The organism is Hymenobacter rubripertinctus, from assembly GCF_003583925.1.
In the GTDB taxonomy this organism is placed as follows: Bacteria; Bacteroidota; Bacteroidia; order Cytophagales; family Hymenobacteraceae; genus Hymenobacter; species Hymenobacter rubripertinctus.
The window spans coordinates 19,675-35,771 of record NZ_QYCN01000006.1 but is presented as its reverse complement, the minus strand read 5'-3'; the positions used below and the strand labels follow the sequence as shown (position 1 = coordinate 35,771).

Annotated in this window: 13 protein-coding genes; 4 read left to right on the top strand and 9 right to left on the bottom strand. The window is 61.6% G+C overall.

Annotated elements, in window-relative coordinates; translation table 11 throughout:
- Positions 1–5: 5 nt before the first annotated feature.
- From lepB to D0T11_RS05720, 6 genes are all read right to left on the bottom strand, one after another.
- Positions 6–1,214 carry a signal peptidase I gene (gene lepB / locus D0T11_RS05745; RefSeq protein WP_119654827.1) on the bottom strand — a complete coding sequence of 403 codons (1,209 nt, stop codon included), beginning with the start codon at positions 1,212–1,214 and terminating at the stop codon, positions 6–8.
- Between the two features lie 132 nt (positions 1,215–1,346).
- Positions 1,347–2,066, bottom strand: a complete 720-nt coding sequence (gene dapB, locus D0T11_RS05740; protein WP_119654826.1) for a 4-hydroxy-tetrahydrodipicolinate reductase — start codon at positions 2,064–2,066, stop codon at positions 1,347–1,349.
- A 75-nt stretch (positions 2,067–2,141) separates the two neighbouring features.
- Entirely contained in the window at positions 2,142–2,780 is a 639-nt protein-coding gene (locus tag D0T11_RS05735; protein WP_147374536.1) for a DUF5683 domain-containing protein, read from the bottom strand.
- A gap of 161 nt (positions 2,781–2,941) precedes the next feature.
- Complete coding sequence (locus tag D0T11_RS05730) at positions 2,942–3,892, bottom strand: ParB/RepB/Spo0J family partition protein (protein WP_182888264.1); 951 nt, start codon at positions 3,890–3,892, stop codon at positions 2,942–2,944.
- Between the two features lie 236 nt (positions 3,893–4,128).
- Positions 4,129–4,959: a ParA family protein gene (locus D0T11_RS05725; RefSeq protein ID WP_245990614.1), complete on the bottom strand. Its 831-nt coding sequence runs from the start codon at positions 4,957–4,959 to the stop codon at positions 4,129–4,131.
- An 88-nt stretch (positions 4,960–5,047) separates the two neighbouring features.
- Positions 5,048–5,728, bottom strand: coding sequence for a metal-dependent hydrolase (locus D0T11_RS05720; protein WP_119654824.1), 681 nt, complete (start codon positions 5,726–5,728; stop codon positions 5,048–5,050).
- Positions 5,729–5,803: 75 nt separating this feature from the next.
- Here D0T11_RS05720 and D0T11_RS05715 point away from each other — a divergent pair, with 75 nt between their 5' ends.
- On the top strand, positions 5,804–7,486 hold the full coding sequence (locus D0T11_RS05715) for an ABC transporter substrate-binding protein (RefSeq protein ID WP_119654823.1): 1,683 nt from the start codon (positions 5,804–5,806) through the stop codon (positions 7,484–7,486).
- Positions 7,487–7,608: 122 nt separating this feature from the next.
- Here the strand turns inward: D0T11_RS05715 and D0T11_RS05710 are convergent, their stop codons facing one another.
- Positions 7,609–8,328 (bottom strand): 3-ketoacyl-ACP reductase, encoded by a 720-nt coding sequence (locus tag D0T11_RS05710; protein WP_119654822.1) that lies wholly within the window; start codon positions 8,326–8,328, stop codon positions 7,609–7,611.
- A 181-nt stretch (positions 8,329–8,509) separates the two neighbouring features.
- Between D0T11_RS05710 and D0T11_RS05705 the strand changes: the two genes are divergently transcribed.
- On the top strand, positions 8,510–10,363 hold the full coding sequence (locus D0T11_RS05705; RefSeq protein ID WP_119654821.1) for a DUF885 domain-containing protein: 1,854 nt from the start codon (positions 8,510–8,512) through the stop codon (positions 10,361–10,363).
- A 204-nt stretch (positions 10,364–10,567) separates the two neighbouring features.
- Here the strand turns inward: D0T11_RS05705 and D0T11_RS05700 are convergent, their stop codons facing one another.
- Positions 10,568–13,768: a TonB-dependent receptor gene (locus tag D0T11_RS05700; protein ID WP_119654820.1), complete on the bottom strand. Its 3,201-nt coding sequence runs from the start codon at positions 13,766–13,768 to the stop codon at positions 10,568–10,570.
- 401 nt (positions 13,769–14,169) lie between these two features.
- On the opposite strand from D0T11_RS05700, the gene D0T11_RS05695 reads away from it, so the two are divergent.
- A complete protein-coding gene (locus D0T11_RS05695; RefSeq protein ID WP_119654819.1) occupies positions 14,170–14,679 on the top strand; it encodes a DUF4126 family protein in 510 nt (169 codons plus the stop codon).
- Positions 14,680–14,809: 130 nt separating this feature from the next.
- Here the strand turns inward: D0T11_RS05695 and D0T11_RS05690 are convergent, their stop codons facing one another.
- Positions 14,810–15,136 carry a hypothetical protein gene (locus D0T11_RS05690; protein WP_119654818.1) on the bottom strand — a complete coding sequence of 109 codons (327 nt, stop codon included), beginning with the start codon at positions 15,134–15,136 and terminating at the stop codon, positions 14,810–14,812.
- A 120-nt stretch (positions 15,137–15,256) separates the two neighbouring features.
- On the opposite strand from D0T11_RS05690, the gene D0T11_RS05685 reads away from it, so the two are divergent.
- Positions 15,257–16,036, top strand: a complete 780-nt coding sequence (locus D0T11_RS05685; RefSeq protein ID WP_245990613.1) for a Dph6-related ATP pyrophosphatase — start codon at positions 15,257–15,259, stop codon at positions 16,034–16,036.
- Positions 16,037–16,097 lie beyond the last annotated feature (61 nt).

Below are 16,097 nucleotides of genomic sequence, written 5' to 3'. Positions count from 1 at the left end.
TGATCCTAGTCGACCAAGTTGAAGAGGCGGTTCCAGCGGATGCGGTGGATGAAGTCGGCGTTGGGGTCTACGGAGAGCCAGATGAGCACGGCCTTGCCCACGATATGGTCGGCGGGTACGAAGCCCCAGAAGCGCGAATCGAGGGAGTTATGGCGGTTGTCGCCCATCATGAAGTAGTAGTTCTGCTTGAAGGTATAGCTCGTGAGAGGCTGGCCGTTCTGCAGAATCTGCCCGCTGGCGTCCACGCTCATGCCCTCGTTGTGCTCGTAGCGCAGAATGATTTTCTGGTACTGGGGTGAATTCTGGGGCGTGAGCTGCACCGTCTGGCCTTCCTTCGGAATCTGGAGCGGGCCGTAGTTGTCCTTGTTCCAGGTGGGGAAGGGCGGGTTCTGGAGAGGTTGGCTGTACGGGTAGTCGGGGTTGTTGGGGAATACCTCCTGGCGCTCCTTCTGGCCGATGGGTGTTTTCAGGTCGATGATGCCCTTCACGTAGGACTGCTGCTTGAAGTAGTCGTAGGCGGCGCGGGTCATGCTCACCTCAAAACCGCGGCCGTACTGCTCGGTATCCATCTGATAGGGCAGGCCCTCGGGCACGCCGTACTCTACCACGCCGTGGCTCTTGAACGCGGCCAGCAGGTCGTCGTTCGACTCGGGGACTTGCAGAAAGTAGCTGCTCTGCATCTCGGGGAAGTTTTTGGCGGGCTTCCCGTTGATGAACACCTGGCCCTGACGCACCTCCAGCACGTCGCCGGCAATACCGATGCAGCGCTTAATGTAGTTGGTGCGCAGGTCGGCGGGGTGCTCGGCCTCGAAGGGCACGTTGAACACCACCACGTCGTTGTTCTTCACCTCCGAAAAGCCGGGCAGCCGGTAGCTGGGTAGCTGAATCAGCTCGGAGTAGCTTTTAAGGCTGGTGCCCCACACCGTCTGGTGGGTCAGGGGTACCTGTAAAGGCGTCTGGGGCGTGCGCGGGCCGTAGTGCAGCTTGCTCACGAACAGGTAGTCGCCCACCAGCAGGGTGTGCTCCATGCTGGGTGTAGGAATGGTGTAGGCCTCAAACGTAGCCCAGCGGATGAGCGTGGCGGCCACCACCGCGAACAGGATGGCGTCGCCCCACTCCCGGACGGGGCTTTTACGCTTCTTGGACACCTGCCCGGGGGGTACCGGAGCCGATGGATTCTGTTCGAGGTATTTCTCCCAGGATTGTACTGCCATGATGTATCAGTTAGAAAGTCGGGAAGGTAGAAAGTTAAAAAGTTAGGCTGCTAAAGAAGGGAGAATGATTCACCTGCTTTCCGATGAGGAGGCGATGCACATTCTGCCCTGCCGACCAGTACACTTACCAACTTATAACCCCAGCAAATCCTTCATGCCGAACACGCCCTGCCGGCCCGGGAGCCACTCGGCGGCCAGCAGCGCACCCTGCACGAACCCTTCGCGGGTGTGGGCCTCGTGCTTGAGCTCGATGGTATCGGCGGGGGAGGAGTAGGTTACGATGTGGGTGCCGATGACGGCGCCCTCGCGCTCCGAAATAACGGCCAGCTCGTGGGCTTCGGTGGCGGCATCGTTGCGCCAGCGGGTTTTGCCGGGGAAGTGGCGCAGAATGCCTTCGGCCGTGGTGAGGGCCGTGCCGCTGGGCTGGTCCACCTTCTGGGTGTGATGAATTTCGCGCACCTGCACGTCGTAGCCGCCGAACTGGTGCATTTTGGCCGCCATGTACTCGTTGAAGTGGAAGAACAGGTTCACGCCCACGCTATAGTTGGAGGCGTAGAACAGGGGCGTGCCGGTCTGCTGGCTCAGGGCCTTAGCCTCGGCGAAGTGATGGAGCCAGCCCGTAGAACCGCACACCACCGGCAAGCCCTGTTGCAGGCAGTCGGTCACGTTCTGGAAAGCTGCGTCGGGGTGGGTGAACTCGATGGCCACGTCCACTTCGGCGGGCGAGAAATCGGTGATGCGGGTTTCGGGCCGGGCCGGGTCGATGATGCCGGCAATCTGGTGGCCCCGGGCAATGGCCTGGGCCTGGATAGCCCGGCCCATTTTGCCGTAGCCGATCAGGAGAATCTTCATGGAAAGCAGAATTTCAGAACGCGCATTGGCACCGGCCGGCCGCCCGGAGGCATTGGGCCGGCTCGCGCCAACGTATTATTTCAGGTACAGAGTAAGGGCCAGCCCGGCCCGGGGGGCAATGGTTTGGGTGGGCAGCAGGGCTGGTTCGAGGCGCAGGCCCAGGTCGTCGCTGATGTCGAAGTCGCGCAGGTGGGCATCCACCAGCGCATCCAGGATGGTCACGCCGTAGACCAGGGCCGTGTAGGCAATGAACGTGTCGCGGTTGCGGCGGTAGAACACGATGCCGCGCTGCACATTAATAGGGCTGGATTCCTGGACCACATTCGCCCCGGACAGCTCGCTGATTTGCTTGCCGGCCAGCAAATCAGCCTTGCCCTGCACGTATTCCTTGTAGCGCGACTGGTAGAAGAACAGGCCGTAGCCCACGCCGCCCAACCCGCCGTACACCAGCGGCAGCTTCCAGTAGCGGCGGTTGTAAATCTGACCCGCGCCGGGCAGCATCAGGGCCAGCAGGGCCGCCTTCTGGGGCCGGGTAACGGGCCGCCCGAACAGGCGCTCGGTGCGGCGGGTGGAGTCGGCCACGGGTTTGGCGGCCACCCGCACCGAGTCGGACCCGGCCGTGACTACCTGGGCGTGGCCTGCCTGGGGCAGCGCCAGCAGCGTGCCCAGCAGCAGCGAACAGCGAAGGGCCGAAAAAGAGCGAAAGTGGAGCATACGGATGAAGCAGTTGGCGAAAAGCAAATCCCGGACAGCAATTGAAATCAGGCCGGGGCGGTCTGGCTATTGTTCAACGGCTACTACTGGTCGGCTAGTATACCAAGCGCGTATTAAAAGGCAACAAAGGGTGGAACCAGGTCCGCCCTTCGCCGTGGGGGTTAAGCCGGGTGCAGAATATGCAGGATACGCTGCATGTCCTCCACCGAGTCGAAGGCAATTTTGATTTCGCCCCGGCCCTGGGGCCCGGGCTTTACCAGCACCCGGCTCCCGAACCGCTCCGAGAGGTGGCGCTCGGTACGCTTGATTTCGGCTACCGGTACGGCCGGTTCGGCGGGCTGGGTAGTTTTCTTCTCGGCATCCGGGGCGGCGTGGCCGGCGCCGCTGCGCACGAGCTGCTCCACCTTGCGCACCGAGAGGTCCTCGTCTACAATGCGGCGGAACAGGGCCAGCTGCTGGTCCATGCTCTCAATGCTGATCAGGGCGCGGGCGTGGCCCATGCTGATAACCGTGTCGCGCAGGCCAATCTGGATATCGGGCGGGAGCTTGAGCAGGCGCAGGTAGTTGGTCACTGTCGAGCGGTTTTTGCCCACCCGGTCGCCCAGCTCTTCCTGCTTGAGGTTGCACTCGCTCACCAGGCGCTGGTAGCTGAGGGCAATTTCGATGGCGTTGAGGTTCTCGCGCTGGATGTTCTCAATCAGGGCCATTTCCAGCATCTGCTGGTCGTCGGCCTTGCGGATGTAGGCCGGAATGGCATCGAGGCCCGCGAGCTTGGACGCCTGCAAGCGCCGCTCCCCGCTGATGAGCTGGTAGGAGTTGGTGCCAGTCTGGCGCAGCGTAACGGGCTGGATGATGCCCTGTACGCGGATGCTTTCGGCCAGGTCCTGGAGGGCATCCTGGTCGAAGTGGGTGCGGGGCTGGTAGGGGTTGGCCTGAATCTGGCCCACCGGAATCAGGCCCACGGAGTTCACGGGGTGGGGCACCAGGCCCAGCCGCTCGCTCTTCTTCTCGTAGCTGCCTTCAATCAACGCGTTCAGGCCCCGCCCCAACCCGCCCACCCGGCGCTTGGGAGCCGCAGCCGGCGTATTCTTCTCTTCGGTTTTTTCAGTCATACCTGCAAGCCGCCTTCACCCAATAGCACGGAGCCAAAGCGGAAATCAAAAATACACAAACGCGCGGGATGGCGACGAGAAAATGTTCCACGCCCTGCGAAAAATCGTGAAACACAAGGCCAGAAACTGTCATTCCGACGAAGGAGGGATCTGGGTCAACGTCAGCGAACAGACAGTTCAACGACCTGACCCAGATTCCTCCTTCGTCGGAATGACAGTTTCTGGCAGACTATAAGCTACTTGCCTTCTCCGGCGAATCCTGCCGTGTCTTCGCGGGCCTGTTCGGGCTCGTCGGTGGCTTCGATGTTCTTCTCCACGATTTCGCGGGCCAGGTTCAGGTAGCTGATGCTGCCCTTGCTCTCGGCGTCGTGCAGGATAACGGGAATGCCAAAGCTCGGCGACTCGCTCAGCTTCACGTTGCGCGGGATAATGGTGTCGAACACCAGCTGCTGGAAATGGAGCTTTACTTCCTCCACCACCTGGTTGCTCAGGCGCAGGCGCACGTCGTACATCGTGAGCAGGATGCCCTCAATTTCGAGTTCCTCGTTGAGGCGGCTCTGGATGATTTTGACCGTGTTGAGCAGCTTGCCTAAGCCTTCGAGAGCGAAATACTCGCACTGCACCGGAATGATAACCGAGTGGGCAGCCGTGAGGGCGTTCACCGTAATCAGGCCCAGCGAAGGCGAGCAGTCGATGATGATGAAGTCGTAGAGGTCGGCCAGCGGGCGCAGGGCGTCCTTCATCTTCTCCTCCCGGTTGGGCAGGTTAATCATCTCCACCTCGGCCCCCACCAAATCAATGTGGGAGGGCATCAGGTCGAGGTGGGGCAGAATGTTGGTCTGAATGATGATGTCCTGGGCGTTGATGCCGTCCACCATGCACTCGTAGATGCTGTTTTCAATGTCCTTCGGGTCGAAACCCACGCCGGAAGTGGCGTTGGCCTGGGGGTCGGCGTCCACGAGCAGGGTCCGATACTCCAGCGCCGCCAGGGAGGCTGCCAGGTTGATCGAGGAGGTGGTTTTGCCCACGCCGCCCTTCTGGTTCGCTACCGCAATAATTTTGCCCATGAGTCAGTTGTCAGTTGTCAGTTACCAGTTGCCAGGTAGTGCTGGCTGCATTCCGAAGACTGACAACCGGCAACTGGCAACTGACAACTCAGAAAGAAATCGTTTCGCCTACTTTCAGCAGCACCAGCTCCTTGCCGGCGGCCTGGGCTTTAGCCCGGGCTTCGTCGTGGTTGATGCTGATGGGAGGGAAGGTGTCGAAGTGCATGCCGATGACTTTGGTGGCGCCCACCCAGGTGGCGGCCGTCAGCGCATCGTCCACGCCCATCGTGAAGTGGTCGCCCACGGGCAGGATGGCGAAGTCGAGCTGGTGCTGCTCGCCGATGAGCTTCATGTCGTAGGTCAGGGCCGTGTCGCCGGCGAAGTAGAAGGTTTTGCCTTCTGCCTTGATCACGAAACCGGCGGCCAGCCCGCCGTAGGAGCCGTCGGGCAGGGAGCTGGAGTGGGCGGCGGCCACCAGTTGCACGGTGCCGAAAGGGAGTTCCACGGTGCCGCCGATGTTCATTTTCAGGTCGGCTTTCAGGCCCTTGGCTTCAAACCAGGCCAGCACTTCAAACATGCCCAGCAGCTGCGCGCCGGTCCGGTTGCCGATTTCCTCCACGTCGGCCACATGGTCGCCGTGGCCGTGGCTGAGGAAGATGTAATCCGCTTCGATTTTATCGACTGCCACGTCCTTGGCCAACGGGTTGGGGCGGATGAAGGGGTCGAAAAGAACGTGGCTGCCCCCGGTTTCCAGGAGGAAGCAGGAGTGCCCGTAGTAGGTCAGATTCATAGAAGGAACGGTAAGCAAAGCGGCAGGGTGGCCGCCAACCCAGGATGGGATACCTTTGCAAATATACACTGTTTCATGGTTCCCCTGCTCCCGTTTTCGCGCCGCGCCGCCGGTTTTGCCCCGTTTCTGCTGCTCGCGCTGAGCGCCTGCACCGAGCAGACGCCCGCCACCGATGCCCGCCGGGTGTTCCGCTACAATCAGCCCGAAAGCCTGACTTCCCTCGACCCGGCCTTCGCCCGCAACCAGGCCAACATCTGGGCCACCACCCAGCTCTACAACGGGTTGGTGGAACTCGACGACAGCCTGCGCCCCGGCCCGAGCGTGGCCCGGCGCTACCACGTATCGCCCGACGGCACCACCTACACGTTCTGGCTACGGCCCGATGTGCGCTTTCACGACAACGCCGTGTTTGCCGGCGGCCAGGGCCGGCGCGTGGTGGCCCAGGATTTTGTGTACTCCTTTAAGCGCCTGCTCGATGGGGCCACGGCCAGCCCCGGCGGCTGGATTTTCCGGGGCAAAGTGCTGGAACAGGCCGGGGGCGAGCCGTCGGATACCTGCTTCGTGGCCGTAAACGACTCCACGCTGCGCATTCACCTCAAGGAGCCGTTTATTCCGTTTCTGGGCATTCTTACCATGCCTTACGCCTACGTGGTGCCCCACGAGGCGGTGGAAAAGTGGGGCAAGGATTTTAGGGCCCACCCGGTGGGCACCGGCCCGTTCCAGTTCAGGGAATGGGACGAGGGCAACGCCATCATTTACCACCGCAACCCCACCTATTGGAAGCAGGACGCGCAGGGAAAACGGCTGCCCTACCTCGACGCGGTGCAGATTACCTTTATCCAGGACCGCAAAACGGAGTTCCTGACCTTCATGCAGGGCAAGCTCGACTTTCTGAGCGGCATCCGGAGCGGTTCCCGCGACTTGATCATGTACCCTGATGGCAGCATCCGGGAGGATTTCCGGGGCAAGTTCCGGATTCAGAAGGTGCCTTACCTCAATACCGAATACATCGGCATGCAGCAGGACCTGCGCAACCTGCGCGGCGACAACCTCGAAACCGGCCGCGCCTTGCAGGATAAGCGGGTGCGCCAGGCCCTCAACTACGCCCTCAATAAGGCGGAGTTTCTGGCCTACTTCCTCAATGACGTGGGCCAGCCCGGCCTGTCAGGGTTCGTACCGGCCTCGCTGCCCTCGTTCAGTGCCGCCAAGGTGCCCGGCTACTCCTACCAACCCGCCAAGGCCCGGCAGCTGCTGAAAGAAGCCGGTTACGGCCCCGGCAAGCCGTTGCGCCTGCGCCTGAACACGGTGGCCGAAACCAAGGAATACTGCGAGTACTACCAGAAAAAGTGGGCCGAGGTGGGCGTGCAGGTTGATATTGACGTGAACCAGGGCGCGGCCCACGGCGAGCTGATCGACAACGGCCGCGCCGCCTTCTTCACCCGCAGCTGGCTCGGCGACTACCCCGACGCCGAAAACTACCTGGCCCTGTTCTACAGCCCCAACTTTGCGCCCGCCGGCCCCAACAAAACCCACTTCCAAAGCCCCGCCTACGACCAGCTCTACCAGCGGGCCAAGCTGGAGCAGAACGACGCCAAACGCTACGCCCTTTACCAGCAGATGGACCGCCTCGTGGTGGAAGAATGCCCGGTCATCAGCGTATATTATGATGAAGTGGTGCGCCTTACCCAGAACAACGTGCAAGGCCTCACGCCCAACCCCATGAACCAGCTGGTGCTGGAAAGGGTGAAAAAGAATTGACGGGCTGTCATCCTGACGAAGGAAGGATCTTATCACGCCTGAACGGCCATTAATAACGACTCGTTCGAACGTAATAAGATCCTTCCTTCGTCAGGATGGCAGCCAGTTTTTAACTCCCTTCGCTAGGGATTCGTGCTCCACATGCTGGCTTCCTTGATGAAGATGCGGCGGTTGAGCTTGAGCTGGCTGATGACGATTTCGGCCAGGTCCTCGGGCTGCATCACTTTGTCGGGGTTGCCGTCGGTGAGGTTGTTGCTGGTGGCCAGCTCGGTGGCTACGGTGCTGGGCGTGAGGGCCGACACGCGGATGTTCTGCTTGCGCACCTCCTGCATCAGCGACTCGGTGAAGCCGAGCAGCGCGAACTTGGAGGCACTGTAGGCGCTGCCGCCCGCCGAGGCCCGCAGGCCGGCCGTGGAAGCCACGTTGATGATGTCGCCGGTCTGGCGCTCCACCATCTGGGGAAGCACGGCGCGGGTGGTGTAATACGCGCCCAGCAGGTTCACCTGAATGATTTTCTCCCATTCGGCCGGCTCCATGTCCAGGATTTTGGCGAAGGTGCCGATGCCGGCGTTGTTGATGAGAATATCAATGGTGCTCAGCTCGCCGAGGGCGGTGCTCACGGCCTTCTCCACGTCGGCGCGGTCGGCTACGTCGGCCACTACTACCACGGCGGCAGGGCCACCGAGTTTCTTTATTTCCTGGGCTACGGCTTGCAGGTCTTTTTCGGTGCGGGCCAGCAGGGCCACGCGTACGCCTTCCTGGGCCAGGGCCACGGCAATAGCGCGCCCGATGCCTTTACCCGCGCCCGTAACGAGGGCGGTTTTGCCGGTTAGATTTTCCATGAGGAGAGAGTTTAGTTGGATAAGCAGCTATAACCCAACTGCCCCGTAAAGGTTGACTTCCGCGCTTATGCAAGGTGGGGAAGAACAGTTCTGCTTACCTTTCGTGAAACCTTGAACCTTGCCCAAGGTCCGTTCACAAAATCCGTGAAATCCGTTAAAATCCGCGCTAATCCGTGATCTGATGAAGAAACTTCTCCTTCCCGCTCTCCTGGCCGGCGCGCTGCTGGCGGGCTGCAACCAGCAAAAACCAGCCGACGACAATGCCGCCGCCTACACCGTGCCGAACCTGACCAACGTGAAGGAGCTAAAAACGCTTTTCGAGTACTACTGGGAGGAAAACGCCCGCCTGTTCCCGCTCGAAGCCACCACCCAGGGCGACAACCGCTTCAACGACCAACTGCCCAACGACGGCACCCGCGCCTTCCGCGAGCAGCTGCGCGGCTTCTACCAGAAGTACCTCGACGGCCTGCACAAATTCAAGCGCGAGGAGCTCTCGGCCAACGACAAAACCAGCTACGATATCTTCGAGTACGACCTCCAAAACAAGCTCGAAGGGCTGAAGCTCAACACCTGGATGATGCCCTTCCAGCAGTTCTGGGGCCTGCCCATCAGCATGGGCCAATACGGCTCGGGCGAGGGCGTGCAGCCCTTCAAAACGGCCCAGGATTACGACAACTGGCTGGGCCGCGTGCGCGGGTTTTCGGTGTGGGCCGATACGGCCATCAGCAATTTCCGCCAGGGTATGGCGGCCGGCGTGGTGCTGCCCCGGGCGCTGGTGGTAAAAATGATTCCGCAGATGCGGGCCATGCAAACCACCGACGCCACCAAAAGCCTGTTCTACGGCCCCATCACGAAGCTGCCTGCCGGCCTGGCTGCCGCCGACAAGGAGCGTCTCACCAAGGCGTATCAGGAAGCTATCCTCACGGAGCTGGTACCCGCCTACAAAAAACTGGGCGACTTCCTCGAAACCGAGTACCTGCCCAAAGCGCGCACCAGCACCGGCATTGCGGGTATTCCGGGCGGGGCTGGGCTGTACAAGTACTACGTGAAAACGTGGACGACTACCGACAAAACGCCGGAGGAAATCTACCAGACCGGCCGCCAGGAAGTGGCCCGCATCCGGCAGGAGATGGAGCAGGTGAAGCGGGAGGTAGGCTTCAAGGGGAGCTTGAAGGCCTTCTTCGAGAGCCTCAAAACCGACCCCAAGCTGATGCCCTACAAAACGCCCGCCGAGGTGCTGGACGCTTTCCGGGCCATTCAGGCCAAAATGCAGCCCAACCTGAAAACGATGTTCGGCCGCACGCCCAAAACGCCGTTCGAAATCCGCCAGACCGAGGACTTCCGGGCCGCCTCCGCCTCGGCCGAGTACAACCAGGGCAGCCCCGACGGCTCCCGCCCCGGTGTGTTCTACCTCCCGATTCTGGACGCCACCACGTTCAACGTGACCTCGGGCATGGAGTCGTTGTTCCTGCACGAGGCCATTCCGGGCCACCACTACCAGATTTCCTTGCAGCAGGAAAACACCGATCTGCCCAAGTTCCGGCGCTTTGCCTGGTACGGGGCCATGGGCGAAGGCTGGGCACTCTACTCCGAAAGCCTGGGCAAGGAGCTGGGCCTCTACACCGACCCCTACCAGTACATGGGTGCCCTCGGCGACGAAATGCACCGCGCCGTGCGCCTGGTGGTAGATGTGGCCATGCACACCAAAAACATGAGCCGCGAGGAAGCCATCCGGTACATGATGGCCAACGAAGCCATCAGTGAGGAAGGAGCTACGGCCGAAATTGAGCGCTATATGGCCATTCCGGGCCAGGCCCTGAGCTACAAAATTGGAGCCCTCAAAATAAGGGAGCTGCGCCAGAAGTACGAGCAGCAGCTGGGCGGCAACACCAACCGCCTGCGCGAGGAGTACGCCGGCCAGAACCGCGCCCACTTCAACCTGAGCGATTTCCACGACGAGCTACTGCACGACGGCGTGATGCCCCTGGCCGTGCTGGAGCGCAAAATGGACACCTGGGCCGCGAACGAGAAGTAGACGCTAAAAGCCCTGTCATTCCGACGAAGGAGGAATCTGGGTTAACGCTACCGAACAAAACCGTTCAGTGGCGTTAACCCAGATTCCTCCTTCGTCGGAATGACAGGGTATTTACCTATCAAAAAGCCCCGAAGCAGCTTGCTTCGGGGCTTTTTGATGGAGACAAGCTATCAGCTAATGGCCAACGGCTAACAGCCAGAATAGCTAGTCCAGGATGTAGCGCAGGCCCAGCTGGGCGCGCCAGCGGCTGTTGAGGTCGGTGTTGTTGACGAACGTTTGGTTACCGCCCCGGAACTGGTAGGTAGGCACCGTGCCCTGGTAGCCCACGAACTCGATGGGCCGGTTGTTGGCCACCGTCTGGCGCACGCCCCAGTCGGAGTTGAGCAGGTTGCCCAGGTTCTGAATGTCGAAGCTGATCTGGAAGGTGTGCTTCTTCTCGCCCGCCATGAGGGAGAAATCCTGGAGCAGCTTCATGTCGAGCTGGGTGTACCAGGGGCTCAGGTTGCCGTTGCGCTCGGCGTACTGGTCCCGGCGGGTGCTCAGGTACTTGTCTTGGCCGATGTAGGCGTTGAGCTGCTGCCACTGCTGGTCGGCTGAAACCACGGTGCCGGCGGCGTTGGTGTAACTCACCAGCCGAATCTGGTCCTGGGAAGCGGGTACGAAGGCCAGGTCGTTGCCGAAGATACCGTCGCGGTTCATGTCGCCGGCGTAGGTGTAGGTAAAGCGGTTGCCCTGGGCCGCCTCGAAGAAGAAGCTGATGGTGGTAGCCAGTTTTTCATCGGCGTAGGCAAAGCGCTTGCCGGCCGCCCCAATAACGCGGTTCTGGAGGCCGAAGTCGCTGTACGCCAGTTGGGGGTTGTTGGCGTTACCCACCACGGGGTTGCGCTGGAAGGCATCGGCGGCAATTTCGCCGGGGTTCGACGTCACGTCCTTGGCCCGCGAGTAGGTGTAGGCCGTCATCAGGTACAGGCCGTTGCTGAAATCCTTCTTGAGCTGGCCCGTGAGGGAGTACTGATAACCCTTTCGGGTGTTTTCGAGCACGATGACGCCCGCGTCGAGGAAGCTGAACTGGCCATTGGGGCCGGTGAAGCCGGGCGTGATGCGGGGGCCGGCGGCCGGGTAAATCAGGCGGTCATCGGCGCCGCCGGCGCGGTCGGTGGGCGTTACCAGGTTGTAGTTGCGGTGAATGGCCGCGTTCATATCCTTGGTGTAGATGCCTTCCAGGGTAGCCACCACGCCACCAGGCAGCTCCTGGTCGAGGGCGAGGTTGGAGCGCCACACCTGCGGAAACTTGAAGTCGCGGCTCGTGCCGTTAATCTGGAACGTGTAGCCGGGGTCAAACTGCGAGTTGGAGGCCTGGTTGCTGATCCAGACGAAGGGAATCCGGCCGGTGAAAATGCCCGTACCGCCCCGGATCTGGGTGGTGTAGTCGCCCTCTACCGAGTAGTTGAAGCCCAGGCGCGGCGACCAGAGGGGCGTAGCCTTCGGGAAGCGCGTTACGTCTACCTGGGCCGGGTTGCCATCGGCGTCGAGCAGGGGGGCGGTGGCAATCTGCTGGTTCTGGGGCACGTCGGTGTTATAAATCGGTATGTCGGCCCGCACGCCCAGCGTCAGCTTGAAGGCCGGCGTTACCGTCCACTCATCCTGCACATACAACCCCAACTGGGCCACGTTCACGTCCACGGACTTCACGCGGGCCTGGCCGCCAGCCGTGGCAATGCCGTTCAGGTCCACGAAATCGGGGTTGGTGCGGTCGGTTACCTCAAAGAAGCGCGCCACGTCCAGCCCACCGAAGAACGGATAGCCGAAACGTTGCAGGTTGAAGGCATTCACAAAATCGAACCGCTCGTAGGTGAGGCCGGCTGTGAGCACGTGGGCCCCGGCGAAGTAGCTCAGGTTGTCGGTAAACTGGGTGATGTTCTGATCCAGCCGGTTTTCGGCCGAAAACTGCTCGGTACCCACGCTCACGTAGGTGGTGCCGTTTTTGGTGATGTCGATTTGCGGGAACAGCTTGGCATCGGGCAGGTCGCGGAAGTCGCGGAAGGCCGAGAAGCTGAGCTGCGCCTTGTTGCTGAATTTCTCGCCGAAGCGCGAGTTCAGCTCGCCCACCACCGAGTTGAGGTTGTTGTTGATGGTATAGCCCGAGTTGGAATACTGGAGCGTGTTCACGCCCTGCACCCGCGAGGAGGGGGCAATGGCAATGGGGTGGGGGCCCTGCTCGCGGTAGCTGTTGAGGTAGTTATAGCGTAGCGAGAACGTGTTTTTGGGGTTGATATTCCAGTCGAGCTTCACCAGAAATTTGTCGCTGCTGGTGCGGTAGGTGTAGTCGCGGTACTGGCCCGGGTCGTAGCCGTACACATCAATCAGGCGCTGACGAATGGCCATCAGGTCCGACTCCAGCACCCGGCTCACGCCGGAAGCCTGGCCGTTGAGGGCCTGCTGGGCTTCGGCGGCGCTGGTGGCGGGGCGGAAGGTGAGGGCCGGGTCGTCGCGGCGGGTGCGCTCGGCGTTGGTGAAGAAGAACAGTTTGTTCTGGATAATCGGCCCCCCCAGCGAGAAGCCGGTCTGGTTGAACTTGAGGTCTGGATTCGTGATGCGGGCGTCGCCTACTTTCTCGCCGATCAGGTTCTCGTTGCGCAGAAACGTGTACACCGTGCCCTTAAAGGCGTTAGTGCCGCTCTTGGTTACGGCATTCACGCCGGCCCCGGTAAAACCACCCTGGCGCACATCGTAGGGGGCCAGGCTCACTTCGAGCTGCTCAATGGCATCGAGGCTCACGGGCTGAGAACCGCTCTGCCCGCCGGGCGTGGGCGAATCGAGGCCGAAGGAGTTGTTGAAAATCGAGCCGTCGAGCGAAAAGTTGTTGTAGAGCGTGTTCCGGCCGCCAAAGCTCAGCCCGCTGCTCTGGGGCGTGAGGCGGGTGAAGTCCTCCTGGGAGCGGCTGATAGTGGGCAGCGTGCGGATGGCGGCGTTGTTGATGTTGGTAGATGCGCCGGTGCGATCCTTGTTGAGCTGGCCGTCGCGGTTGCCTTTCACCACCACTTCGCCCAAAGCCTGGGTGCCGTCGGTGAGCTGCACGCGGCTCTCGTAGGTTTTGCCCAGCACCAGCTGAATGTTGGTAGCCGTGTAGGTCTGGGAGCCCACAAACGATACTTTCAGCTCGTAAGGGCCGCCCACGCGCAGGTTCAGCAGGTCGTACTGGCCGTTGTCGCGGGTGGCGGTGCCGTACTGGGTGCCGGTGGGCAGGTGGGTGGCTACCACGGTGGCCCCGGGCAGCGGTTCGCCTTTACTGTCGAGCACAAGGCCCTTCATGGCGGAGGTGGTGACGCCCTGGGCCAGGGCTAAATTTCCGCTCGTGAAAAGCACAAAGCCGAGCAGTAAAAACAGGAGGAGTCTGTTTTTCATAAAAGGGGGCTTTTTTGTTTATCCAGGGCTTTTCCCCGGAATTTCGACGCGAAAGTAGATGAAGTAATTGTGAAGTATGCTTGCATACCAATTTGGTAATAGTAAGGAAACATTGGGTCACTTGTCTTACTATCAGGCAAATAAGCTATAAAATAATCCTGTTTTCCGGATATGCAAGCATGTTGCCGAGGGGTGGCCCGCAAGGAAACGGCGCAATGCAGTGGGCAGGCCAACGGCTGCGGAAATGCCGGGCCAATTGCAGTGGCATTGAATTTTTTGCACCAAACAGCCCGGCGGGTTAGGGTTCTGATAGTGAAAAATTTTGGCTGCCGGTCCGACTATCGGGGGCCGCTACGCGTTAAGAAGCCCGGAATAGTCCCGCGTATCTTTATTTCCTGACCATGACCAAACACCACTGGCAAACCATCGGCCTGGGCACCCTGGCCGGTTTTCGGAGCATGACGGCCCCCGCCCTGCTGAGCAGTAACCTGCTCACCTACCACCCAAAAGCGCTGGCTGGCTCCCCGTTGCGCTACCTGCAAAAGCCTTGGGTGGCCCACGGCCTCAAGCTGCTGGCCGCCGGCGAGATGGTGGGCGACAAACTCCCCCAGACGCCGGACCGCATCGAGCCGGCCGGCCTGCTGGGCCGGGCCGCCGCCGGCGCTTTGGTGGGGGCCACGCTCTTCAAAATCAGCCACGACAAAACCCTGAACGGGGCCGTACTGGGCACCCTGGCTGCCGTAGCGGGTACCTACTTGAGCTTCTTTTTGCGCAAGCAGGCCACCCTCGAATCGGGGTTGCCGGGCGGTTTGGTAGGCGGGCTGGAGGATCTGCTCACGCTGGGTTCCGGGCTGGCGCTCACCAAGGGCACCCACGTGGGGGAGCCGGAACCGCGCCGCTGGGCCTTGTAAAACGGTACCAACAACCGCCAACCAAACAAAGCCCCGCCGGATAGTCCGGCGGGGCTTTGCGGTGGAAGGAGAGCAGGTAAATAGGGAGAAAACCGGGAAACCCGGGTACTGGCGCCCGTAGGGCCAAAGGTTATTCTTCGCGGGTGCTGGCCCGGGCTTCGGTATTGGTCTGGGGCATGGTGCTGGTGGGCGAGTTGCCGGGGGCGGCGTCCAGGGCCGCATCGACGGACGTTTGCTGGTCGGCGGCCGAGCCCTTGCCGATGGGTGTATGCACTTCCTGGCTGCCGCTGATGCTGTCGAGGTTGGTTTCGGTGGCCGTGGCCTTGGGGGCGTTGGTGAAATCCTGGCTGGCCTGCGGGTCTTTGCCGGGCGTGTTGTTGTAGTCGCAGGCAGTGAGGCTGGCAGCGAGGGCGGCAGTGAGGGCGGCGACCAGGGCGAAGGAAAGTAGACGTTTCATGGCGGAGGCTGGAATAGCAGGGGGAGAAAAGGCGGCGAATAGGTTTTCGGCAAACGTGCCGGACGGCGCGGTGGTTGCGCTCAGCCTTGCCGGAGTAGGCAGCGGGCGTATCTTTGGCCCATGTCCACCCCGGCCCTGATGAACTGGAGCGGCGGCAAAGATTCGGCCCTCGCCCTCTACCACGCCCTGCGCAACCCCACCCTGCGCGTGAGCGACCTGCTGACCAGCGTGAACGCCCACTATGGCCGCGTGTCCATGCACGGCGTGCGGGTGGCGCTGCTGGAGGAGCAGGCCCGCCGCATCGGCCTGCCCCTCACCCGCCTGGAGCTGCCCGAAATGCCCGATATGGCTCTCTACGAGCAGCTGATGCGCGCTACCCTGGCCCCGTTGCAGGCGAAAGGCATCCGCCAGGCTATTTTCGGCGACATCTACCTCGAAGACCTGCGTCGCTACCGGGAGCAGCAGCTGGCCCAGGTGGGCCTGGAGGCGGTGTTTCCGCTCTGGCAGCGCCCCAACGCCGATTTGCTGCGCGAGTACCTCGACCTGGGCTTCCGGGCGGTGGTGGTCTGCGTAAACGAAAAGTACCTGGATCAAAGCTTCTGCGGCCGCGAGCTGAACGCTGATTTCCTCCGCGACCTGCCGCCCGGCGTGGATTCCTGCGGTGAAAACGGCGAGTACCACAGCTTCGTCTTCGATGCGCCCTACTTCAGTAGCCCCATTCCGTTCCGGCGCGGCGAGCTAGTCCGCCGCACCTACGCCGCCCCGGCCGGCAGCGCGGCCCCCGCCCCGCCCGCTTCCGCCGCCGCCGATGAGACTGAACCAACCCCGGCTCCCAGCCCCTTCGATACCGGTTTCTGGTACTGCGACCTGCTGCCGGCCGATGAAGTCGCCGCGCAGTAAACGCGGCCGGATGAAACAATTCCGCCCGGCGGGCAGTCCTGTAATCAACCTGCCAGTTTCC